This window comes from Reichenbachiella versicolor (assembly GCF_003171675.1).
Classification (GTDB): Bacteria; Bacteroidota; Bacteroidia; order Cytophagales; family Cyclobacteriaceae; genus Reichenbachiella; species Reichenbachiella versicolor.
In genome coordinates this window covers 68,436-93,164 of sequence record NZ_QFZQ01000008.1, presented here as the reverse complement: position 1 = coordinate 93,164, position 24,729 = coordinate 68,436, and the positions used below count along the sequence as shown (strand labels likewise).

Annotated in this window: 20 protein-coding genes and 1 tRNA gene; 8 read left to right on the top strand and 13 right to left on the bottom strand. The window is 36.3% G+C overall.

All coding sequences use genetic code 11. From position 1 onward, the window contains the following. Positions 1–133 precede the first annotated feature (133 nt). From DKG80_RS16485 to DKG80_RS16460, 6 genes are all read right to left on the bottom strand, one after another. A complete protein-coding gene (locus DKG80_RS16485) occupies positions 134–979 on the bottom strand; it encodes a DMT family transporter (RefSeq protein WP_245907027.1) in 846 nt (281 codons plus the stop codon). Then, on the bottom strand, positions 979–1,632 hold the full coding sequence (locus DKG80_RS16480) for an ABC transporter ATP-binding protein (protein ID WP_109832471.1): 654 nt from the start codon (positions 1,630–1,632) through the stop codon (positions 979–981). The genes DKG80_RS16485 and DKG80_RS16480 overlap by 1 nt, the downstream gene beginning before the upstream one ends. A gap of 358 nt (positions 1,633–1,990) precedes the next feature. After that, positions 1,991–2,410 (bottom strand): DUF1987 domain-containing protein, encoded by a 420-nt coding sequence (locus tag DKG80_RS16475; protein ID WP_109832470.1) that lies wholly within the window; start codon positions 2,408–2,410, stop codon positions 1,991–1,993. A 296-nt stretch (positions 2,411–2,706) separates the two neighbouring features. Continuing rightward, positions 2,707–3,363, bottom strand: coding sequence for a response regulator transcription factor (locus tag DKG80_RS16470; RefSeq protein ID WP_109832469.1), 657 nt, complete (start codon positions 3,361–3,363; stop codon positions 2,707–2,709). Positions 3,364–3,366: 3 nt separating this feature from the next. Beyond that, entirely contained in the window at positions 3,367–5,127 is a 1,761-nt protein-coding gene (locus DKG80_RS16465; RefSeq protein WP_109832468.1) for a hybrid sensor histidine kinase/response regulator, read from the bottom strand. 59 nt (positions 5,128–5,186) lie between these two features. Next, complete coding sequence (locus DKG80_RS16460) at positions 5,187–7,298, bottom strand: sensor histidine kinase (RefSeq protein WP_162555930.1); 2,112 nt, start codon at positions 7,296–7,298, stop codon at positions 5,187–5,189. 149 nt (positions 7,299–7,447) lie between these two features. Between DKG80_RS16460 and sucC the strand changes: the two genes are divergently transcribed. Together sucC and DKG80_RS16450 are read left to right on the top strand one after the other, a co-directional pair. Beyond that, positions 7,448–8,656, top strand: a complete 1,209-nt coding sequence (gene sucC / locus DKG80_RS16455; protein ID WP_109832466.1) for an ADP-forming succinate--CoA ligase subunit beta — start codon at positions 7,448–7,450, stop codon at positions 8,654–8,656. 70 nt (positions 8,657–8,726) lie between these two features. Continuing rightward, positions 8,727–8,800: transfer RNA gene (locus DKG80_RS16450), tRNA-Arg, on the top strand. A 92-nt stretch (positions 8,801–8,892) separates the two neighbouring features. Here DKG80_RS16450 and DKG80_RS16445 read toward each other — a convergent pair. The 7 genes from DKG80_RS16445 to DKG80_RS16415 all read right to left on the bottom strand — a co-directional run bounded on the left by DKG80_RS16445 (position 8,893) and on the right by DKG80_RS16415 (position 18,034). Next, entirely contained in the window at positions 8,893–9,846 is a 954-nt protein-coding gene (locus DKG80_RS16445; protein ID WP_109832465.1) for an arsenic resistance protein, read from the bottom strand. A 94-nt stretch (positions 9,847–9,940) separates the two neighbouring features. Beyond that, a complete protein-coding gene (locus tag DKG80_RS16440; protein WP_109832464.1) occupies positions 9,941–11,062 on the bottom strand; it encodes an NAD(P)/FAD-dependent oxidoreductase in 1,122 nt (373 codons plus the stop codon). Between the two features lie 331 nt (positions 11,063–11,393). Continuing rightward, entirely contained in the window at positions 11,394–12,083 is a 690-nt protein-coding gene (locus DKG80_RS16435; RefSeq protein WP_109832463.1) for a hypothetical protein, read from the bottom strand. 103 nt (positions 12,084–12,186) lie between these two features. After that, the gene (gene map, locus DKG80_RS16430) at positions 12,187–12,969 is read right to left on the bottom strand and encodes a type I methionyl aminopeptidase (RefSeq protein ID WP_109832462.1); all 783 of its coding nucleotides are present in this window, start codon (positions 12,967–12,969) and stop codon (positions 12,187–12,189) included. A 104-nt stretch (positions 12,970–13,073) separates the two neighbouring features. Next, positions 13,074–13,682, bottom strand: coding sequence for an SPOR domain-containing protein (locus DKG80_RS16425; RefSeq protein ID WP_245907026.1), 609 nt, complete (start codon positions 13,680–13,682; stop codon positions 13,074–13,076). Between the two features lie 235 nt (positions 13,683–13,917). Continuing rightward, positions 13,918–15,321: a class II fumarate hydratase gene (fumC, locus tag DKG80_RS16420; RefSeq protein ID WP_109832460.1), complete on the bottom strand. Its 1,404-nt coding sequence runs from the start codon at positions 15,319–15,321 to the stop codon at positions 13,918–13,920. 295 nt (positions 15,322–15,616) lie between these two features. Beyond that, positions 15,617–18,034 (bottom strand): TonB-dependent receptor domain-containing protein, encoded by a 2,418-nt coding sequence (locus tag DKG80_RS16415; RefSeq protein ID WP_221409148.1) that lies wholly within the window; start codon positions 18,032–18,034, stop codon positions 15,617–15,619. 435 nt (positions 18,035–18,469) lie between these two features. Here DKG80_RS16415 and DKG80_RS16410 point away from each other — a divergent pair, with 435 nt between their 5' ends. From DKG80_RS16410 to DKG80_RS16385, 6 genes are all read left to right on the top strand, one after another. Then, positions 18,470–19,165 carry a DNA-binding domain-containing protein gene (locus DKG80_RS16410; RefSeq protein ID WP_109832459.1) on the top strand — a complete coding sequence of 232 codons (696 nt, stop codon included), beginning with the start codon at positions 18,470–18,472 and terminating at the stop codon, positions 19,163–19,165. 200 nt (positions 19,166–19,365) lie between these two features. Beyond that, a complete protein-coding gene (locus tag DKG80_RS16405) occupies positions 19,366–19,572 on the top strand; it encodes a helix-turn-helix transcriptional regulator (protein WP_109832458.1) in 207 nt (68 codons plus the stop codon). 4 nt (positions 19,573–19,576) lie between these two features. Further along, positions 19,577–20,806 carry a DNA cytosine methyltransferase gene (locus DKG80_RS16400; protein ID WP_109832457.1) on the top strand — a complete coding sequence of 410 codons (1,230 nt, stop codon included), beginning with the start codon at positions 19,577–19,579 and terminating at the stop codon, positions 20,804–20,806. Continuing rightward, on the top strand, positions 20,806–23,385 hold the full coding sequence (locus DKG80_RS16395; RefSeq protein WP_109832456.1) for an ATP-binding protein: 2,580 nt from the start codon (positions 20,806–20,808) through the stop codon (positions 23,383–23,385). Before DKG80_RS16400 ends, DKG80_RS16395 begins: the two co-directional genes overlap by 1 nt. After that, positions 23,382–24,080, top strand: coding sequence for a hypothetical protein (locus DKG80_RS16390; RefSeq protein ID WP_109832455.1), 699 nt, complete (start codon positions 23,382–23,384; stop codon positions 24,078–24,080). The genes DKG80_RS16395 and DKG80_RS16390 overlap by 4 nt, the downstream gene beginning before the upstream one ends. Beyond that, positions 24,077–24,724: a hypothetical protein gene (locus tag DKG80_RS16385; protein ID WP_109832454.1), complete on the top strand. Its 648-nt coding sequence runs from the start codon at positions 24,077–24,079 to the stop codon at positions 24,722–24,724. The genes DKG80_RS16390 and DKG80_RS16385 overlap by 4 nt, the downstream gene beginning before the upstream one ends. Positions 24,725–24,729 lie beyond the last annotated feature (5 nt).

Sequence of the window (24,729 nt, the reverse complement as noted above, 5' to 3'; positions counted from 1 at the left end):
TAAAAGCAAACAGTAACCGTACTTCAAACGTTTACAAAACTAATCTTAAAAAAATTATTCTAAGATTTTATAATAAAAAGTTGAATTATATGTCCAAACGATGTTAATACAAAATTTTATTTTGATTAGACGTTTATACTTTTAATCGATTCTTGTAAAGAATATTTAATAAGACTCCTGTTACAATTAAACCCATTCCAGTATAGCTCAACCATGAATATGATTCTCCAAAAACCAATAAACCAAACACAACTGCATAGAGCATTCCAGTATAATTAACAATGGACACGTTGGAAACTTCCTCCAATTGATAAGAACGAGTTAGAAAATATTGAGCTATCTGAGTCAGAGTACCTACCATAAAAAGCACAAGCCAATCCAAACCCTGTGGTTGTACCCAGTTAAAAAGACAATAGATACCTGCAAAAGGCATAGTTACCATCGGGAAGTAAAGTATGATAACCAAAGGGTGTTCTGTGGTTTTTAACTTACGAACTAAATTGTAGGCTAATCCTGTAAATACTGCCGAAGTAACGCCTATAAGTAAATGAATAAGGCTAACTCTAGCGTCTACTCCTTGAATAAGTAGTACACCTATAAAGGAAACTCCGAAAAATATATATTGCTTCCAAGAAACTTTCTCCTTTACTATAAAAACACCCAGTACAGCAGTAAAAATTGGCGAAAGATATTGCATGCTCGCAGCTGCAGCTAAAGGAATCTGTTGAATCAAAGAAAAATACATCGTAAGAGCCAATGCCCCACATACCCCTCTCATCAGAAGCAACTTCTTATTATTTCCGAAGACATGAACTTTACTTCTAAAAAGAAAAAACAAGCTCAGAACCAGTGAAACCAAAGATCTGAAAAATACAACTTCCACCGCTGGTAAATGAGATACTAGCTTGACACTCACTTTCATAAGTGAAAAGGTAAATGCTGCAATTAGCATATACCAAATTCCCTTGGACCCAATCATTATTCTGAGATTTTACCATCTGCCATGACTATTTTTCTATCTGTCATGTCAGCCAGCTCTTTATTATGTGTAACAATCACAAAAGTCTGTCCCAATTGTTTTTGTAGTTCAAAAAATATTGAGTGCAAGTGATTAGCATTTACCGAATCTAAATTTCCACTAGGCTCATCCGCAAAAATTATACTTGGTTTATTTATTAGAGCCCTTGCTACAGCAGCACGTTGCTGTTCCCCTCCTGATAATTGTGATGGTTTGTGCGTTCTTCTATCATACACGCCCAACATTCGCATAAGTTGATCAGCATAGTCACTGACTTTTTTACCTGAATTACCTCCTATATAGGACGGTATTAAGATATTTTCTTCTAAAGAAAACTCTGGAAGCAAATTGTGGAATTGAAAAACGAAACCAATTTGCTTATTTCTAAAAGCAGCTAATTGATTAGGTTTCATACCATTAATAGATTGGTTATTGATAGTAATGTCACCAATATCTGGTTTATCCAAAGTCCCTAAAATTTGGAGCAAAGTACTTTTACCAGCTCCTGAGGCCCCAACAATAGATATGACCTCGTTTTTGCTTACAGAAAGGTCAATACCTTTCAATACATTTAAATCGCTATAGGACTTATGAATATTATAGGCTTGCAGCATGTCAGCAAATATAGAAGTTATAACTATTCACTTTGCTGTTTTTAAGAAGAGTGGAAAAAAATGCAAAAAAAAGAGCTACCGTTTCCAGCAACCCTTTAATCCACCTGTATTATCCCTGTCTTTAATTTCTTTGATAATATGTACTGAACTTAAAAAGAGCCACCACCGTTGCAGTGACTCTTTATCCACCTGTATTATCCCGTATCTTTGATAATGTAAGTGATTTAAAAAAGGGCCATCGCATTGCAACGACCCTTTAATCCACCTGTATTATCCCGTATCTTTTGATAAAGAGATGATTTAAAAAAGAGCCATCGCATTGCAACGACTCTTTATCCACCTGTATTATCCCGTATCTTTATGCAGCTGCTATCTGAGTAGCCTTTACTGCGTTAATTTTCGAAACTTCTTTAATGTTGAATCTCATGTCAAAGAATCCTTCCAACTCTTCACCAGCTTCTCTCATATCTTCGTCTCCTTGTTCAAAGAACCAATTAACTGTTACTTTTTTACCCATTCCATCTATCATCGCTAATTTTTGCATGAACATGTATAAGTACTTAGAAGAACTAGTATTATAATACTCGAAAGCCAAGTTGGTAGTCATCGTACTGTCCCCATCTAGTTCAGCATATGCATCCAAGCTTTTCAAAACATAGTCATAAAATGCATTTGGATTCTCAGGATTCGATTTACCCCTCATATCAAAGATCCCTTTTTTTGGATCGAAGTATATAGATGGTGTCACTCTCGATGGTCTGATAAAATATCCGTTCATGACTTGTTTGCTTTAGTTGTGAGTAAATCATTTAATTAATCACAATTCAAAAGTAGAACAGTTGAGAGGGCTCTGAAATAGAGGATTTTCGTAAAAAGTTTTTTACGAAAAAAACTAACAAAAACCTGCCTCAATTGACTGAAATCATAGTTTTTTTAAAAACGGTGTAGGGAATAAGGCAAAAAAAATACGCTTAACATTTGAATAACGTAAGCGTATTAGGTGATGTCTTTGACCTCTCTAAGAGAAATTTTTATGACTATAAAGGAATTACCTATATTTTAGATCATACCTGATCAATCCAACTCGATTATTTTCTCTTTAATGGCATATTTTACTAGTTGAGCTGTGCTTTTCAAATTGAGTTTTTGCATGATATGGTTTCTATGAGCATCAACGGTGCGAATACTAATAAAAAGTTTATCAGCTATTTCTCTATTTGATAAACCTGTTGCGATCTGACGAAGTACTTCAATTTCTCTTTTACTAAGATCTTTATTTTCACTTGCAGCTCTCTCTCCCTTGCTTTGCTTGTAAAATCCTTTAAAAATGACCTGAGATACTTTCTCTCCGAAATATTGCTCGCCTTGCATTACTTTTTTGATTCCTTCAGCGAGAAGTTCCTTTTTAGTATCCTTGGCAAGATAACCCGCTACCCCAGCTTTGATGGCTTCTGAAATATGATCTTGAGTCACGTCCATGGATAGCATAATTACTTTGATATCTGGATAATCAGCAATTAGCTTCTTTGCAGTCTCAATACCATTTAGACCTGGCATATTGATATCCATTAGTACTACGTCTGGCAGATTATCATCTACTTTTTTTAATGCTTCTTCACCACTCTCAGCATCACCTATGATATTGAACTCATCATAGATGGATAGCATCGTGATTATACCTTCTCTTACAAGAGAATGATCATCTACTACTAGGATATTAATTTTCGACATAGATCAGTTATTAAGTGGAAACCAAGATTTTACTAAGGTACCTTTATCTGGGACAGAATCAATCTCAAAATGCCCGTTTTGCAAAGATGTCCTTTCTTTCATATTCTTTATACCATTCCACTTAGTTTCAGTGTCGAAACCTATCCCATCATCCTTTACTTCTAGAATGATGTTGTCGCGAGTTGTTTCTACACTAATAGAAACGTTGGTGGCCTTGGCGTATTTAATTACGTTATTAAGCGCTTCTTGAGCAATTCTATATATCGTAGTCGACAGTTCCAAATCATATTCATCTGGTAAATCAATATATGAATCCAAGTGAAAGTCTCCTATTGCTCGAGTCTCTTCTATAAAGTACTCTAGAGTTTTCTTCAATCCAAAATCTTCCAAATGTCGGTTAGCCAGATTTCTAGATACTCTTCTAACCTCTTCAAGCGTAGTCGCCAGTAACTCCTCCACTTCATCCTTAGCATTAGCTAAAACAGGCTTGTCAATATCTATGCAGGAAAGTTTAAATTTAGCAGCGACCAACATCTGACCTATACCATCATGTATATCTCTACCCATTCTAGCGCGTTCTTCTTGCTGGGCATTATATATAGAGCGAGTAATCTCTCTTTGCTCAGTAATATCCTGAACTACACCCATAATTGTGGTTACCTTACCTTGTTTATCTGTAGTGATGTAACCTGAATTTCTGACAATTTTCACTCTATCTTCATCGAAGAGCAGTCTATGTTCTATATCATAGAATTTCTTTTTTGAAAGAAGTGTCTCTTTTACATAGGGTTGATCCTGAGGATGCACCCTTTCCATGTATATCTCAGTCAGACTGTGATGCTCTTTGATTTCGAAAATGTTTCTAAATTCCTCCGAAAACATCATTGATGATTGTCTAGAATTCCATTCGAAACTTCCTAGTCTTGCCACTGCCTCAGCGTTCTCAAGAATCGCTTGATTTTTTTTAAGCTTCTCTTCAGACAGTTTTCTAGAAGTAATATCTATTACCGTCCCTGAAGCTCTCAATGGACGCTTATCTAATGAGTATCTTGTAATTTTTCCTCTAGCCAATACCCATCTCTTACTAGTATCACCATGACGATGAATAGGAAATTCATGATCAAAATTAGGAGCGCGTTCTTCAATCACATCCTGCATAGCTTTGACCACATCTTCATCTATTGTTTCACTTTTTTCTTGAAAGTACTTAAAGTCCAAAATGGCATCCTCCTCTGATAAGCCAAGTATTGAAAGGCTTTTATTATTATAGACTATAGTATTAGACATGAAATCTAAATCCCAAACTCCCATATCCGTACCTTCTAGAGCAAGCTCTAACCTTTCCTTATTTAGAATAAGCTCATGTTCAGCTGATTTCTTTTCGCGATTGATCTTTTTTTCGTTCATCGCGCGTTCAATGACCAGCGGAAGCATAGATAAACTATCCTTGGACACGATGTCCGTAACTCCCATTTTCAAGGCTTCAACAGCATTCTTCTCCCCAACCGTGCCTGACACTATTATAAAAGGAATATCAATCTCTCCTATTAACTGAAAAGCATCTATGGCTGTGCAGTCCGGAAGATTATAATCTGAAATAATTAAGTGTGGGAGAAAATCAAAAAGCTTTTCTTTGAACTCATCCAAAGTATCCACTCTGATATAGTCGTTATCAAAACCTGCCTTGTTGATTTCATAAATTGCCATTTCGGCATCTTCAACAGAGTCTTCTAAGATTAGAATATTAAGCTTAGTGTGTTCCAATACTTATTTTAAGATTTAGAATATTTAGAAAATTAATCAAGTTGAATAATACCTACAATTTATGGCCGTGGAATCGTAAAATGGAATGTAGTTCCTACTCCTAATTCGCTTTCTGCCCAAATTTTTCCTTTATGTTTCAATATAACTTTTTGGACAATAGCTAACCCAACTCCGGTACCTTCAAAATCCTCCTCTCTGTGAAGTCTTTGAAAAACACTAAAGAGTTTATCGTACCTACGCATATCAAAGCCTACTCCATTATCAATAATCATAAATTCATATTGATCTACCTCTTTCTTACATTGAATCTCAATTAAAGGATGAGGTTCATTCGCTGAAAATTTAGCAGCATTACCTAATAAATTAGCAAAAACTTGTTTGATCAGTGTTTTTTCAGCGAATATCACAGGCATATCTTCATATTTTATATGATCAGGATTTAAAGCATATTCTTGTATCACACATTTTATTATTTCGTCTACTTCAACTGGACTTAGTCGAATAGCTTTTCTGCTAACTCTTGAAATTTCCAATAAATCTTCAATCTGCCGAGACATCTTCGAACTATTTTTCGATATCACATCGAGAAGCCTATTCCCTTCATCACCCAAATTCTCACTATGGGAATCTTTAATCATTCTGGAATAACCTTGAATTGCTCTTAAAGGGGCTCTTAAATCATGAGAAATAGAATAGCTAAATGACTCCAATTCTATGTTAGCTGTCTCTAGTTCTTTGACCTGCTCTTCAAGCTTAGAATTTAGGGCATTAATCTTTTCTTCACTTTGCTTTCTGTTAGTGATATCATTCACAATTCTAACCAAGTATTTCAATTCTTCATTTTCACCTTTAATCGCAGATACGGTGACTCCTGCGAATATATGATTCCCAGAATTAGTTAAGTTTTTCTTTTCAATATAGTAGCTGTCTATACTTTTCCGAATGAGGAAATCGAGCTGTGTGGACTCTTCCTCGTTTTCATCCAATGGAGAGAATTTTTCTATACTCTGACCTATTATATCCTCTTCTTTGAATCCGTGCATCTTTAATAATGCATGGTTAGCCATTAAAACTCTATTTGTTAAGTCCGTCAAGCAAATACCGATGTCGGCATAATCATATATACTTTTGAAACGTTCTTCACTAAGCGTCAAGGCTCTATCTACCTCTTCACGACTTTCTGTCAAGTATTTTATGTCAAGTAAACTTTCAAGGTTTCCTTGCATCAATTCGAACAACTCTTGTTCAAAAGAATTAAGAGAACGTTTTTGGGTGGATTCATCATAAAATCCAATCACACCGAAAGTTTCATCATTAATTACTAAAGGCAGACCAGCATAAAAAACACCCTTATTTTTTGCGGGGTACAATCCTCTTTTTTTGATTGGTTCTATCAACGTAAGCTTATCTTGACCTACCGTCTCTAGTATTTTTTCTCGTAAAAACTTCAGATCACCTGACTTTGAAAATGACCTCACTTTTAGAAAACCAATAACCTCCAATTCGTCGTTCTCGTCAACTCTTGCAACGAAGCCATTTTCAAGTTTTAGAATCTCACAGCCTAGCAATAAGTACTGTTCAATTAAACTACTCAGTGGCAAATGTCTAATAGCCTGAAGATCGTACATCTTTCTAAGACCATCCTGAAACTGTATCGCACTCTCCTGCTGAGAATCGAAATTATTTTTAAGACGGGTAACTATTAATAAAATGATGAAAGATACGATCATGTAGTCATATACTTCCTTGTCATTTTCTCCCCAAATTGGTAATTCGTGAGCGTAATTATCCAAAAGGATAAGTATCCACTGAAGAATTAATGCAAAGTTTACCAGTTTAACCCTCCATTCTTTCTTAATGATAATTACTGATAATAAAACTCCAGTAAAATATCCTAATCCTCCTCCTTCAATACCTCCAGTTTTAAACCAAGAAAATATCGAATAGATCATTAGTATGACCAGCCAAAGGTTTACGTATTTAGACGGGTCCTTGCCATTTCGAACTCTTAACCAGAAAATAAAGGTCGTAATACAACCAATAATGTAAAACACGAATACCAAGTACTGATGCAAAGCAAACAATCTGTAGAAGGCAACATAAGCCATCGTCAACATCATGCAGACTAGTGCGGTACGGAAGATCTGGTGTTCTAGAAATTTTTCTCTCAAGGTGCTGAACTAAGGATAATGCTGAAAGATATTGAAATACGCATTAATAAACAGACAATTTTCCTGACTAGGTAGAAGTAAAAAATTCGTCAACTTGATAAAGCGCAGGGGTTAATTTAGATTCGCACCAAAATATATATAGAAGTAAGATGAACATTCACGAATATCAATCCAAAGAGATCCTGAAAGGATACGGAGTAACGATCCAAGAAGGAATTGTTGCAGATACACCAGACGAGGCATTGGTAGCTGCTAAGGAGCTCAATGAAAGTACAGGTACTGAATGGTACGTGGTCAAAGCTCAGATCCACGCTGGTGGTCGAGGAAAAGGTAAAATCAATGAAACTGGATCTAATGGTGTAGTTTTAGCAAAAAGTCTTGATGAAGTTCCTCAAAAAGCTAAAGATATTTTAGGTGGTACACTTGTAACTCACCAAACAGGCCCAGAAGGTAAATTAGTCAACAAAGTATTGATTGCACAGGATGTTTATTATCCAGGTGAAAGCGATCCAAAAGAATACTACATGAGTATCCTTCTGGACAGAGCTAAAGGATGCAATGTAATAATGGCGTCTACTGAAGGGGGTATGGACATCGAAACTGTTGCTGAAGAAACTCCTGAAAAAATCATCAAAGAATGGATAGACCCTTCAGTTGGTCTGCAAGGATTTCAAGCAAGAAAAGTGGCCTTCGCTCTTGGTCTAGAAGGTCAGGCTTTCAAAGAAATGGTGAAGTTCATCTTTGCTCTTTACAAAGCTTACGTGGGTACCGATTCATCTATGTTCGAAATCAATCCTGTATTGAAAACTTCTGATAACAAAATTTTAGCAGTAGATGCTAAAGTAGATCTAGATGACAATGCACTCTTCAGACACAAAGATCTTCATGAGCTTAGAGATCTCTCAGAAGAAGATCCTGCAGAAGTAGAAGCTGGACAGTCTGGTCTTAATTATGTGAAACTAGATGGAAATGTAGGGTGTATGGTAAATGGTGCTGGACTCGCTATGGCTACTATGGACATTATCAAGTTATCTGGTGGAGAGCCTGCTAACTTCCTTGATGTAGGAGGGTCTGCTAACGCTCAGACTGTAGAGGCTGGTTTCCGTATCATTATGAAAGATCCTAACGTTAAGGCAATTTTGATTAACATCTTTGGAGGAATCGTAAGATGTGACAGAGTTGCTAACGGTGTAGTAGAGGCATATAAAAACATCGGAGAGATCAATATTCCTATCATTGTAAGACTACAAGGTACTAATGCTGAAGAAGGAGCTAAGATCATCGACGAATCAGGATTGAAAGTGTACTCTGCAGTATTATTGAAAGATGCTGCTGCGAAAGTGAAAGAATTGATTTAAGTTGGCAAATGATAGTCCATAGTTTAGAGAATAGGTCTACTGACTATGGACTAGCAACTATCAAACAACAGTACCCGTAGTTCAACTGGATAGAATATCAGATTTCGGCTCTGAGGGTTGAGGGTTCGAATCCTTCCGGGTACGCTAAGCCTCGTCAATTAATTTTGGCGAGGCTTATTTTTTATGTAACCGATCTTATACTAGACGTAATCATATCATTTCAACTAAAAATGAATCTATGTAGAAACTGAAAGACCTCTTTTATAAACTTTCTTCTTTAGGAAGTACGTTATGGTAATGAGGTGAGGGAATTCTACTAACATACCAACTACTAAAACTAGATGAATGAGTGGTTCGTCTGGAAAAAATATTAAGCTTACGGCCAACATTAGCGGAGCATTTCTCGCTGCTGTTGTCATCGTCAGGCTCACCTCTTCCTTTTTTGAAAAAGAAGAAGCTCTTGAGATGAATCTGGCTAGAAAGAAGGTTAGAATAAAGAAGCTCAATATAGCTGCAAACATTTTAGGAAGAACGAAAGCATTCTCTATCAGGGATTCAACATTTGAATTGAAAATAGAAAAAATCAACAGAACTATAGCGATAAAGGTTAATCTCTCAGATAAAGAAACGCTCTTCTCAAAAAGAAACGGTTTAAGTTTATTAACAAGCAAGCGTACCATTTGCGCAATAACAAATGGTAAAAGCACCCAATAAACCATTACTTCAAAAAATGCATCGAAAGGGATACTAAATGAATTCGATGTACCCGCATAAAGATAGACTGGTAAAAGAAGAATTTGCAATAGTAAATTGAATGGCAACAAGGCTGAATTTAACTCTACATCTCCGCCAGCTAGTTTTGTAAACCCTAAATACCAATCAGTACATGGAGCGACCATGTAGATAATCAAACCAATAAAAATTGCACTTTCATTCGACACAAACATTGACGCTAGTAAAAAAGCTATAGTCGGTATTGCCACAAAGTTTGATAATAAGGCAGTCAAAAGATATCTCTTGTTCTTTATCTGCTTGAATAACTTATCCAACGAAATATTGTAAAACAGGAAAAACAACATTGCAAGAATGAAATAGTCTGTCCAAGAGCTTTGAAACGATGTGAAAAGGCCAACTAAAGAGCCTGCTACTATTGCAGCAATCATTAAAAGAGATTCCAGATATGGTTTCATAACTTATTAGGCATTGTCTTTATCAGAAGACATGCATTTATAAAAGAATACTTAAAAAATGTTTGTATTAGATCAATCAGTCAATATCAAACTTCTAGCAAACACATTCTCCATCACAACAGGATAAATCATCTAGATAGAAATTGAGCTCCTTATAATCCTTAAGCACCGTTTTAAGGAGTTTTCGTTTAACGCGCTTTCTCTTAGCAATTGTCTCAGCTACTATAGCAAACCTCTGTCGGTACTTGTATATGAAGCAAAACAGAGCATTATCATGCTTCACTTGAGGGCCTACCAGAAACAAGTTTTTTGTTCTAGTAGCTTCATCCAATTCAGTTAATAGAGGATATCCTTGTTTGTTGAAAATAAAAAGATCTTGGACAAGTTTCAGACTACTAGCGAAGCCTGTACAGTTAATGGGCTTTTGACTAGTCTCGAACTCTTTGCCATTCTTAGTCTTGACTAGATATTTATTGTCTATAAATTCAACACTCTCAACTTTTGTTTGTGAATGATAATCTAATTGATCTATTACGCTATTAATCCTATCTCTAGTGAATGGTGAAAGACAATAACTAGAATCACTTTCTACATGCTCCAAATAGTTTGAATCATCCAAAAGAATCACTTTCTTCCCCTGATTAATAAGATTACACGCAGCGTCAAATCCAGACTCATAAGCGCCTATTACAATGTGTTCATCTCCGTCCAATTCAGAAAATGAAGGAACTTCTGAATAATGCGTACTTAGGCCACTACCCTGAAAACTTTTTCTTTTGGGGTATTGATACTCTCCAGCTGCCCATATTAAGAATTTACATTCGTAGCTTCCGAGACTTGTATCTAGTGTAAATAATCTTCCGTCTTTCTGTATTTCTTTGACTTCTACGCCTGTATAAACAGGTAATTTGTGATATGCAGAAAGTCCTTCAAGGTAAGAAGCATATTCCTCTCCAGTAGGGTGCTCTGTCATTAGAGATAAGGCAGGAGAAGTATCAGGAGTAATGGCATTTAAATCTGCCATTTTAAAGAAATTACCTGTAAAGGAAGGAGAAATGAATTTAGTTTCCTTTGGCCATTTTTTAAACGAAGCACCGACTTCATCTTTTTCTAGAACTATGAAATCTAATCCTAACTTACTTAATATGACTGAAACACCTAATCCAGCTGCTCCTGCCCCGACTACAATGACATCTGTTTTGTTATTTTCTATCATTATTTACTCTTGAAAAAATCCTCAATAGTGAAGCATGTACTAGTCTCTAGAAATGAGCTGTCTAAAAAATGCAACATTGATGCAATAATAAATATTTAGTCATTTCATAAAGATTCTAAAGTCGTTAGATTTTTAATTAACCCAATAAGTATACCTAAGCATTCGGGTAAAAAAGATCTACTAAACCAAAGTACCTTTTATTACTTCCTTTCAAATACAAAAAGATTGAATTCATCAAGTAAAATGGATAGAGAAAAGAGTAAACACTAATCCATAGAGCAAAAAAAATCCTAGTCTTTAACAAACTAGGATTTTTTTCTTTCAATTGTGATTACTTCTCTACTTCCTCTCGTTCTCTGTGACCACAGTACGAACAATGGAAATGCTTGATTTCTTTCTTAGTAACCGTATCTATCTCTTCACTGGTCAGTTTTAAAATTTTAAAATGACATCTAGGACATTCTCTATCGGCTGTTCCTTTATAAGTTTCGATGATGGTTTTGTCAGTCACTTCATCCAACCATACGTCAAAGTCAAATTTGAACTCATCCTCCTGACGAATCATTTCTTCAGTCAAGTACTTGTCTTCCTCTTCCTCATTAAGAAGTCTCATCAAGTTTCCTGTGTGAGGGTGCTTCCTAGGTTTGAATCGGATATCTGATAGCTTTCTATCCAAAATAAAAGGATAATACACTTTCAAATATGCTCTGGCAGCAAATCCAACAGTCAAGCCTGCTGCTGCTGCCATTCCTGTTTTTAAACTAAAAACAAAGATGTGTGTGAAATCTCTTTCATTGAGAAGTAAAACACTTACCACTATACCAATCGCCAATGCGAAACCTATAGAAGCAGTCATCATAATCATGACTTCGTTTTTAAGGATAAAGTTGTACTTCTTAGATCTGTTACCGATTAGAACAGTAATCAAAGAATAAAGGATATAGATCGAAGCTGATATTACTACTAATGCAAGTGCACCAGTGAAACCGTAGGTTGACCAGAATTGGTACGTACTTTCCATAATGAATTAGTTCAAGCGAATTTAGGGTGAAAAAATAGGTAGAATTTAGTAAACTAACGAACAAAGCATTTATTTAATTGTATGATCTGCTCGAGACATATTTTTAACTTTTTACACTTTCTAGTGCCTCTTCTATATATGTAAAGGTAGATAATACTTCTGCCTTTCCATCCACTACTGCCACATCATGTTCAAAGTGAGCAGACGGCTTTTTGTCAGCCGTAATGATCGTCCAGCCATCTGACAGCTGACGAACATTCTTTGTTCCCAGATTAATCATCGGCTCTATAGCGATGACTAGACCATCTTTCAGAGCCGGCCCTCTACCTCTCTTTCCAAAATTAGGAACCTCAGGGCTCTCATGCATCTCTCGACCTAATCCATGACCAACCAACTCTCTCACTACACCGTAGCCGTTTCTCTCAGCATATTGCTGTATAGCAAAACTAATGTCACCAATTCTATTCCCCTTCTTCACTTGCTTGATTCCAAGATCTAAGCACTCTTTGGTAACTTCTAATAAGCGCTTGGTTTCAGGAGCTACCTCTCCTACTTCAAAAGTATAAGCATGATCACCATAGAAGCCATTCATCAAAACGCCACAATCGATACTAATCACATCTCCGCTCTCCAGTGGGGTATCATTAGGTATACCATGAACGACCTGCTCATTAAGAGACATGCATAGGGTATTGGGAAAATCGTACAGACCAAGGAAACCTGGCACACCTCCATTATCTCTAATGAAAGACTCTGCAAGTGAGTCTAGATAAAGCGGAGTGACACCGGGTTTTACTTCTTTCGCTAGCATGCCCAAGGTTTTAGAAACCAGTTGAGCACTTTGGCGCATCAATTCTATCTCGTCCTTTGTCTTATAATGAATCATTTCCTTGAATTAGTGTGCAAAGATAGCATTATTCTAATTAGTGTATAGACAAAAAAAATCCCCGACCTATGGCCGAGGATTCAAATTTCTTTTAGAATGTTGACTTAGATAACACCTTCTAAGACATCCTTAATAGGTACTCTTTTACCGTCTTTGTATGCTACGATCCATGCACCTTTGACACCCATTTCTCTCAAATATTTCTTGAAAGTATCAGCTTCCCAGTAATCTCTGAAAAGACCTACTGTGTATCTCAATGTACCATTATCATCGTCTACTTCAAAAGATGGGTTGTTCTTAGCAAATTCTTTTAAGTCTTTTTGTTTGAATGCTCCGATCTGAACTTTGAAAACGATTCCTTTGATAGGGCCTGAAGATCTTGCAATGCTTCCACCTTCGCTTCCACCTGCTGCTGCTTTTCTTTTCGCTGCTGCCAATTCACTTCTCATACTAGAGATTTGATCTTGGTAATCAGAGATCTGATCGTCTTTTTCTTTCAACTTAGTATCAAATCCTGCCGCATCCTTTTTAAGGCTGCTAAGTTGACCTTTCAAAGACTTGTTTTCTTCCAACAAAGCTTTGTATTGCTGAGGAGTCAACGATTTGATTCGTTTTTTCCACTCCTTCTGCTCACTCTTTGACATTTGAGCAGATGCATTGAAAGCAAATGTCAAAGCCATCAAAATTGAAAAAACACTTATAATATGTCTCATAACATTGGGATATTTTATTCTACTTAAAGTAACACTTTAACTGAAACGTGATTCGAATATAGCTATTAATTGACAATAATAGTACTTTTTCAATTTTTGTTAATATTACTTTGGGTATAATCACACTTCACAACCTATTGATATAGAGCGTATATACAAAAACCGTTCGAGGGTTTCTTGTCTTTAAAAAACCTCTCGAACGGTAATGTTACTCTTTCTCAGATTCTAATTAGTCCTATTTCTTAAGGCTTCCTACCATGTCAGCTGGAACTACCCATTCGTCAAACTGCTCATTGGTCAATAGCTCCAATGCAAGAGCTGCTTCTCTCAATGTCGTTCCTTCTTTGTGTGCTTTTTTAGCAATTGCAGCTGCATTTTCATATCCGATGTGGGTATTGAGTGCAGTTACTAGCATCAATGACTTTTCTAGCTTCTCTTCTATCACTGGGTGATTTGGCTCGATTCCTACCGCACAGTTGTCATTGAATGATTCACAAGCATCTCCGATTAATCTTGCCGAGTTAAGCAAGTTGTAAACCATCATTGGCTTGAAGACATTTAGCTCGAAGTGACCCGTCATACCACCAGCAGATACTGCTACATCGTTTCCGATAACTTGAGCTGCTACCATTGTCAAAGCTTCACACTGAGTAGGGTTTACTTTACCTGGCATAATAGATGAACCTGGTTCGTTTTCTGGAATCTTGATTTCACCAATACCACTTCTAGGTCCAGAAGATAGCATTCTGATATCATTTCCAATTTTCATTAAGCTAACTGCTAATTGCTTCAATGCTCCATGAGACTCTACTATCGCATCGTGTGCTGCCAATGCTTCGAATTTGTTGGCTGCTGTCACGAATGGAAGTTCAGCATGACCTGCGATTTTCTCAGCTACAAGTTCAGAATATCCTTCTGGAGTATTCAAGCCTGTTCCGACAGCAGTACCGCCTAGCGCCAACTCTGAAAGGTGAGCTAAGGTGTTTTTCAATGCCTTCAAGCCAAAGTCTAATTGAGCTACATATCCTGAAAACTCATGACCTAGTGTAAGTGGTGTAGCGTCCATGAAGTGAGTTCTACCTATTTTCACTACATCACTGAATGCTTCAGCTTTGGCCGCCAAGGTATCTCTTAGTTTAGTCACCTTAGGAATAGTAACGTCTATCAACATCTTGTAGCCTGCGATGTGCATCGCTGTAGGGAAAGTATCATTTGATGACTGAGATTTGTTGACATCATCATTTGGGTGGATGAATTTCTTAGCATCGGTCAAAGTACCACCATTGATCACATGGGCTCTGTTGGCGATGACTTCGTTACAGTTCATATTAGACTGTGTACCTGATCCCGTTTGCCATACTACCAATGGAAACTGATCATCAAGCTTACCTTCTAGGATTTCATCACATACTTGTCCAATCAACTTGCTTTTTTCTTCATCCATCACACCAAGGGCAGCGTTGGTCTCAGCGGCAGATTTTTTCAAAATCGCAAAAGCTCTAATGATCTCAATAGGCATCTTCATTGACTCGCCACCTATTTTGAAGTTCATTTTAGATCTCTGAGTTTGTGCGCCCCAGTACTTATCAGCGGGTACTTGTACCTCGCCCATGGTGTCTTTTTCGATTCTGTATTCCATTGGTTCTTTCTTTTTATTACTTCTACTATTAATTATTTGCTACACGATCGATGTGTTTGCGGGCGCAATTTAATCTTTAAGACGCACATCGCCTATGGGCATATTATGATTTAGATACTGTGAGCGAGAAGAGTATGGTCAGGTAAGATTTATTAGGCTACACTTCATCTTATCAAAGGTTCGGAAACTATTAAGTAACAAGTATGCATTTAGCTTAAAAATCATTAGGTATGCTACATAACTTTGGATTCTGCTCAAACTAAAGTGAGTCTAAACTTTAGCTACTGGATTGTTATTAGAATTTATACTTCCCAGCTAGTCTGATGGTCTGCGTCTCATAATGGTTTTGATAATCTATTCTGACACCATCCGCTTTATAAGTTTGACGGATATTATTGGTATTGAACATATCACTAATTACTAAGCTTATCTCACCGTTGCCTCCCAATAGCTTTTGTTTGATACCGAGATCAACTGAGCCCATACTTTCCTGTCTTCCTTGCGGAATATTAGTTGGTGCGAAATAGATACCAGTCAGTTGGACTTGAAGATCTTCAGATACTGACCAAGTGTTAGTTAGCTTAGTATTCAAAGTGTTTAATGTAGACCTTTCTAACTTATAAGTATGCTCATATGGAAAAAGTAAAACACCTTGATAACTACTAATTTTGTTCTGATACATATTGGCATTGGCGGTAAGTTTCCACCAATTGCTAATTTCTTGGTTGATAATAACTTCAAAACCGATCAAATTCTGCTTACCTGTATTAGCGTATGATTTCAAGATTATATCCCGATCTGTATTGGTTGTATCTTGAGAATATACTCTCATGAATGGGTCGATAATCCACTTAGAATATACTGCTCCATAAATGGAGCCTGACTTCCATAAGTATCGATAACCTACTTCAGTTGATTGAGTGTATTGAGGTCTTAGATAGGGGTTGCCTATTTTGACCAACTCATGATCATCTGACTTGGGATACATCCTCAATTCAGGTTCACCTGGTCGATCGACTCGATAACTATAAAATAATGACAGGTTTTGAGATTCATTAATGTTATATGTAAATCGAGCATTTGGGAACAAATTGAAATAATCATAAGCATCATTCTGATTGTAATAAACATTGGCAGGATCCATATCATACGCTACGGATGTATACTCTGTTCTTAATCCTGCTTCGACTTCATAGTTCCCCACGTCATGTACCCAATTGGCATATGCCGCTTGAATAAATTCTGACCAATTCGAATATCTCCCAAGCCCCTCGTACAAAATAGACTCGTTACCTCTCCACTGTGTGTAATCGACGGGTAAATCACGGTACTGGATTTTTGCACCAAGTTCGATTCTACCACTGCTCAGGGGCTTTTGATAATCTATTTTACCAGAATAGATATATTCTTCAGCCAATATATTGGTCACATCTCGACCTTGACGGACGGCAGAGCTATCATTGATGTAATAGGTTTCGTCTTCCCATCCTTTAGAAAACTGAGCTATAATACTAACGGTATGTCCTGGCTGATAAAAACTATGGGTATAGTCTGCCATATAGTTCATAAATCCAGTGACCTCTTCTTCATTCCAGTTGATATAGCGTTCACGGATCCAGTCTTTGTCGAGATAAGGAACCTGAGCTGTGTCTACATGACTCTCCCAATCATATATGCCTGAAAATGTTAGGGTATTGTGGTCATTGAGGTAAAAATCTACACCACCTTTCAAGATGTAGTGTGTTTGCTTTCTATTTTCTGGTACTTGCGAACTGATCACTGAACCATCTTCATAGTGTCGCGTGCTGAATTCGTTATTTGGAAGCTTCTCTTGAAATAGTATCTCTGACTGCAAAAATGCGCTAAGTTTATCCTGACCGTAGTTCAAATCAAGACTTGGAATGTATTTTGGTGTGTATTGAAAACTTCCTAATTCTGTAGATAAATCCTCCTTACGCTTGGAGATAGCTCCTAGCCCAACGGCCAAACCTAAAGATCCATGCAAGCCCTTTTCAGATTCTTTTTTATAAATGATGTTGATAACTCCCGCCATACCATTTGCATCATATTTAGCAGAGGGGTTATTGATGATTTCAATTTTTTCAATGTTGTTCGCTGGAAGATTGTCAAGACCTTTTTGATTGCCAAATCCTGTCAAACTCGATTGCTTACCATCTACCAATACAATCACTTTGTCACTTCCTCTTAGTAAGACCTTGCCTTCTTGACTAAATGTTACACCAGGCATGGCCTTCATAGCGTCCATTACTGTTCCACCAGACTGGGAAATAGTCTCAGACATACTGTAACTCTTTTTGTTCAGTTGAGCGGACAATTCTTCAGCATCCCCAGTAATAACTACATCCTGCAGTTGAGTAGCAGATTCCATTAACTCTATGATTCCTAGATCATAAAAATCGTTAAGCTCACTGATGAAGATTTTCTTTTGGTATGTCTCTCGACCCAGCGCTGAAACTTCTATTGTGCATAAACCTTCAGAAAGTCCATTAATCACAAAACGCCCTTGTTCGTCGCTGATAGCACCAGAAATTTGACCATTTTGATGACTCACCTTAATTGTGGCAAATAAAACTGGTTTTTCGGTTTCTATTTCAATAACTCTACCTGAGAGAGAGGTATAAGTAGAAGCCTTAGAAAGAAAGGTAATCAACATCATGACTACCAGAATGAGAATTTTATTGAGTACACTCATGGGTGCTTAGTCTTGAACAAATTGAGGCGCAATTTAGATAGTAACTCAAATTTTCATGTCAATTAGCCATAATTCACTGTATGAAAATTTAGCAAAGAAGGTATGTTCTAGCGAATTCCAATTATAGTTTTATCACAAATTCATCAATCTGACAGTGTTCTTTTTCATAAACCATTGGATCGATTGTATTAATTACTATATTTGAAAACAGTTATAAACAAAACCAGCTCACCTTAACTAATTTTCTATGACCTATATACACGTAACATCAGCTCCAATCCACACAGTTTTTAGACTATATGTATCTCAGCAATTCGCTGTGATCAATGGTGTACCTCTTACCCCTTTGGCTTTGTCTCTGATGAGGTGAGTCTGCTCCCAATGTGTGATTGATTCCTTTCGTAAATTATTTTTTTAACCATAAATAGTAGAATTATGCCTATAAAGTATGCATTGTTCCAAAACCACCTAACCTCAGATCCTGACGACTACATGGCTGTCGTGCAGGATCAAGATTCAAAATCCAAAGAAGAGATCATCGATGATATGATCAGTCGAGGTAGCACTGTCACTAGGGCAGAGGCTCTTTCTGTATTGGAAGAGTTCGAAGCGAGTGTAGAAAGATCTTTGGAGGATGGATTTAGCATCAATACACCGTTGTTCAAAATATCTCCTTCGATCCAAGGGGTGTTTTATGAATCGGATAATTTTGACCGAAGTCAGCATTATGTAAGACTCAATGTGACTCCTGGCAATAGGATCGGTGAGATAGCTGGTGGCATCGATGTGAAAAAAGTCAATGCTGTTTCTCCTCAACCTACCTTGGTTAGTTTCAAAGATGTAATATCTGGAACTAGCAACGAGACGCTTACCAGTGGTGGCGTTGGAGAGATCAATGGTAGCCTCCTCAAAATCGATCCTAGTGATGCTGAGCAAGGTGTATTCATGATCGCTACGAACGGCACAGCCACTAAGGCTGATACCATCGTCCGCAACAAACCTAGCAATGTGATCTTCATGATCCCTGGTAGTTTGACTGCGGGTGAGTATCGTCTGGAGGTGAGGGCGAGACTTAAGGGTCGTAAAGAACTGAAAATTGGCGCTCTAAGTTCGCCACTACAAGTTCTCTAAAATTCGTTTTAGTACACCCTTCCCTGTCCAGAACCTGTCCCCTATGCGGGACAGGTTCGTTCCCTTATGCAGGACAGGTATTGTCCCTCATAAGGGACAACAGTTGGACAGGGAAAGGGTATTTTATTTTGATAATAATCTCAAAAATTATGCATAGGCTGAGTACTGTGAATTAATTTGCGTAAAACAAAAATTAATTTGTGAATACCCTAGAATTGAATAGAATCAAAGTAGTTCTCGCAGAGACAAAAAACAAGAACAAGTGGCTGGCTGAAAAAGTTGGCAAAGATGTATCTACGATATCTCAATGGTGCACCAACTCGCGTCAACCTTCATTGGAAATGCTTTACAACGTCGCCAAAGCTATGGACGTTGATGTTAGAGAATTGCTTCACCCAACAAAATAGATCAATGGCTAGAAAGAATACATATATTGATTTGTTCGCTGGCTGTGGGGGGTTATCGCTGGGACTATACAATTCAGGTAAATGGAAAGCTCAATTTGCTATAGAAAAAAGCCCCGATGCTTTCGAAACTTTAGAATATAACCTCATTGACAAGAAGAAGCATTTCGATTGGCCTTCATGGCTACCGAAAAGTAGTCATGATATTAATGATGTAATTACCAATTATAAAGATGAATTAAAATCGCTTCGTGGTAAAATAGACATGGTTGCAGGAGGACCTCCTTGTCAAGGGTTTTCAACTGCCGGCAGAAGACTAGAAAATGATAATCGGAATAAGTTGATCGAATCGTATATTAAATTCATTCGATTGGTGCAGCCCAAAATTATTTTCTTTGAAAATGTAAAAGGCTTCACTCAAAGGTTCGATAAGAATAAAGTTAAGGGAAGAGTATATGCTAAATATGTGCAAAATGCCTTGAAGCGTGATTCCAAAAGACTCGATTCATTAGGTTATGAAGTAGAAGGGCACCTCATTAATTTTTCTGACTATGGAGTCCCTCAAAAAAGGACGCGCTATATTCTAGTAGGAGTACGAAAAGACTTGTCGTCAAAATCAATACCTCAAGATTTTTTCAATGAAATTAAGTCCAATAGAGAACAATTCTTAGTGAGCAAGGGCATTGGTTTAAATAACTCTTTGGAAGATGCAATTTCAGATCTTTTAAGAATCAATGAAGTGGTATCTCCGGACACTAAAAATTTCAAATCTGCGCTATATAATTCGCCTTCTTCACCTTACCAGCTACTATTAAGAAAAGGCGTTGATAAAACGATACCTGATAGCCATCGATTCGCTAACCACACACCTAAAACAATCGAAAAACTGAATTACATCCTTGATCATTCTGAAAAAGGTAAAACGCTTAGTGATGGAATTAAAGAGAAATTCAATCTAAAAAAACGGACTATTATACCCCTATCAGGTGATTCTCCTACCCCCACAATCACTACATTACCTGATGACTATGTTCACTACTGCGAACCAAGAATCTTCACAGTAAGAGAGTATGCAAGAATTCAATCTTTCAATGATTGGTATGAGTTTCAGGGGAAGTATACCACAGGTGGTAAGCTTAGAACTCAAGAAGTTCCTAGATATTCTCAAATAGGTAATGCTATCCCTCCGTTGTTCGGTGAGCAGGCTGGTAGTGTTTTAAATCTTCTTATAGACTAATGGCGGAGCAAAATAGTTTACACTTTAAGACAAACGTCCAGCTAAAGAGTATAATTGGTAAAGACCTTATCAATGATGATAATATTGCCATTTTAGAGTTAGTTAAAAATTCATTTGATGCAGATGCCAAACAAGTCTTTGTCAAATATCTCAATCTCAAAACCCAAAACGATTTATCAGCTAAAATTTCAAATTCCACATCAAGAATAATTATCCAAGATGATGGAATCGGTATGAATCTAGATGACATCAAAGACAAATGGTTAAACATAGCGTTTTCACAAAAGAAATCTAACACGAAACAGCATAATAGACGAATGGCTGGTGCCAAAGGAGTGGGGAGATTTTCTTGTGACCGATTAGGAGAATTCTTAAACCTCTATGCGAAAAAAGCAGACGAAAATAAATACGTTAAGCTCTTTATTGATTGGAAGCAGTTTGAAATTGAGGATGAGAAAAAAGAGATTCAAGCAGTCAACCTCAAATATGAAGAACTTACTCATGAGCAATTCAAAAAAACAGGATTGGAAACTTTTGATCACGGTGTTTTACTTGAAATCATCAAACTTAGAAGTTCATGGGTCTATCCTGTCAAGGACAAAAATGGCAAGATCGAAAAGTGGAACTCAGATAAACTTGTCGAGCTCAAAAAGTACCTTGAAAAATTAATAAACCCGAATCAAGCATTCGAAAATGATGATTTCGGAATATTTATTGATGCACCAGAGTTCATTGAAGAAAACAATTCAAAAGAAAAATTTGAACGATTTATAGGTAAGGTTGAAAACAGGATTTTTGAGAAACTTGACTTTAAAACAACAAGTATAGAAAGTAAAATCATTGACGGAGGGGGTATCATTCTAACCACGTTAAAAGATAAGGGGGAAACAATTTTTTGGGTCAAAGAGGAAAATGAATATTCTGATTCTTTAAAAGACATTACCCTAAACTTATATTACTTAAATCCATATGCAAAAGCTTTTTTTACACGGCAAACTGGCGTAAGGTCAGTTGATTATGGATCTGTCTATTTATTTTTAAACGGTTTTAGAATTCCTCCTTATGGGGAACCAGAAAATGATTGGCTCAAATTAGATCAGAGAAAAGCACAAGGCTACGCACGTTTTTTTGGAACTCGAGATGTTGTTGGAACTATTGAAATCAATGACAACATCGGACTTTTCCCAATCGTAACCAGTAGAACTGGATTGGTGCAAAATAATAGTTATCAATCACTTACCGAAAAAGACGGTTTCTTTTTCAAACAATTCAAAAGATTAGAAAAATATGTAGTCGATGGTTTAGACTGGGATAGAATTCCAAAAAACATAGATTTTCAACTAATAGAAAGTAAAATTAAATCAGGTGAATCGAAAGATGAAGATCTAATTTTCGAAGAGGATGAAAACTCAAAACAAGAAAGAATTTATTCTACTATTCACTCAATCATTTCAGCAAAATCTAAAGACGTAATTGAACTATATATAAATGAGCATCTCATTACACGAAAAATCGAAGAGGAAAGGCAAAACTCTGAGAAAGAGTTCAGTCAACTGTTGGAGGATTTTGGTAAGAAAAAAATTGACTCCGACACATTAAGTAGAATTCTTGAAAAAAAAGCAGAAGAGAATAAGTCGCTTCAAAAGCAACTTAATGAGTTTTCCAAATACACAACAAATGAAATAACCTCCAAAGCTCTTTTAGAATTACAGGATTACAAGGAAACAATTGAAAAACAAAGTCAAATTATTCTTGATCTACAACAGGAGCTAACAGATTTAAAGGAAAAAAAAGAGCTTGCTGAAAACTCAGTCAAATCAATAAAACAACAGGTAAAAACCTATCAAAAAGATCTATCGCTTGAAAAGCAAAAAAACCAATATCTTCTAGCCACCAGAAAAACATTAAGCTCTGACGCTGACGGCTTAATTCATACCATTAAGATAAATAACATTGAAGTTAGAGATGGTCTCGAAAACATAATTGAAGACTTAACAGAAGGGAGTTTTGAAGTTCAAAACCTAATTGAACGGCTTGGTTTTCTAAAACTTAATGCAGAAAGGTCCCTAAAAATGGCTGAGTTTGCTACACGCGCGAATTTGAGTGAGGATATTGAGAAAAAAGATGTTGATGTGGTATCATACATCAAAGAATATATTGACCTATATGGTAAAACATTTTCTGACAAAGTAGATTTTCAGTTTGAACTTAATAACGCAACTTTAAACAAAAACATTAGTGTTTTAAATCTTTCAATCATCCTTGATAACTTGATTTCAAACTCTATCAAATGGAACGCAAAGAACATACTATTAACTTTTCATAATATATCAGAAAAACAATTAGACCTAGTCTTTTCTGATGACGGTCTCGGATTATCTAACGATTTACTAGATAACCCTAATTGTATTTTTGAGTTGTCTATTCGAAACATTCCACCTAGTCAGGAAAGTGGTTCAGGAATCGGATTATTTTACACCAAAGACCTTTTAAATGAAATGAACTCAGATATTACATTTTTAGGGAATAAGATTAACTATTCTGGTGCTTCTTTTAAACTAACCTTTGAAACTATATGAGTATCAAAAAGCTTCTCTATATTGATGATAATAAAATTCCTTCTCAAATAGACAAACTCAAAAGAAAGCTAAAAAAACAGGGATTTGAATTAGATGAAACCTTCATAAACCTTGGAGACGAAAAATTCAAAAAAAGAAATGAAGACGATAAAGTTATTCTTGATAAGAGTAAAATTCACTCTTTCATAAAAGATGAATACTCAAATGAACATTTTGATATCATTGCCTCAGATTATGACTTTAAAGACTCTTATCTGGACGGGTATACTCTTTTGAAAAAGCTAAAAAATGATAGTCAGTCTCAAAAATACAAATTCAGAAAAGCAAAGTTTTGCTTGTATTCTGCTGACCAAGATCAAGCAATTAAAAAATTTGACACACCTGACAAAATAAGGGACTTGATCAGGTTAAAAATAGATGACTTTATAAAAAGAGAAAATATTTCTGAAGAGCTAACCAGAATTTTTTTGGCTCCTGAAAAATCATATTTGTTCAAAGAACATATCACCTCTTATTTAGAACAATATCCCGACTTAATTTTCAACAATGTCTACCCTAAATTCAGAGGCAAGAAACTTTCGGAAATCGCTAATGAAATAGATAAAGATTTGCCAAATGGTATTAATTTTCAAAAAGCGTTAGTAGAACTTACTGTAGCTCATTTAATTAATTTGAATGATTTTGAAAAAGAATGACTACTATAATTATTCCCATTGATCCCTCAACTTCTTTTTTATTCGAAATAATTGAACGCCTTGATAATATAGGAATTGAGTTTAAGGTTATAGAGGTTCACGCGAACGAAGAATCATATTCATCTTCACTCAAACAAATTGAGGCCATTGAAAAAGGCTCACTCGTCATCTTTTTAGGACATGGTACAAACGAACAGCTATATGGAGGTGAAAATGAACCTGACTTCACACAAAAAGGATTAATAAAGAAGGAACAAATGAGAGTTTTTGAAGACCAGAATCTATTCCTTCTTTCATGTAATTCATCAGGGCTATTAAAAAGTTATTCCAAGGTTTCAAAAATAAAAAAGTCTATTGGTTTCGGAGCCTTACCTACATCTAAAGAAGAAGTTCTTGATGAAAAAAAGCTTATAGTGAAAAACATTTCTGCGGAAGAGTTAGCAGAAAAGTTTAAGGAAACCATATTAGACATTACCTCAACATGCTTAATACAATACTTCAATAGGGGGCTACATTTTTCTGAATTAAAAGACTTGATTCACCTTCACATAGACAAGAATATTAATCAATGTATCCTTGAAGAAAACAACCCCTCACTTGCTGATCTTTTGTTTAACATGAAGGCAAATATGATTCAGCTCTAATAAGA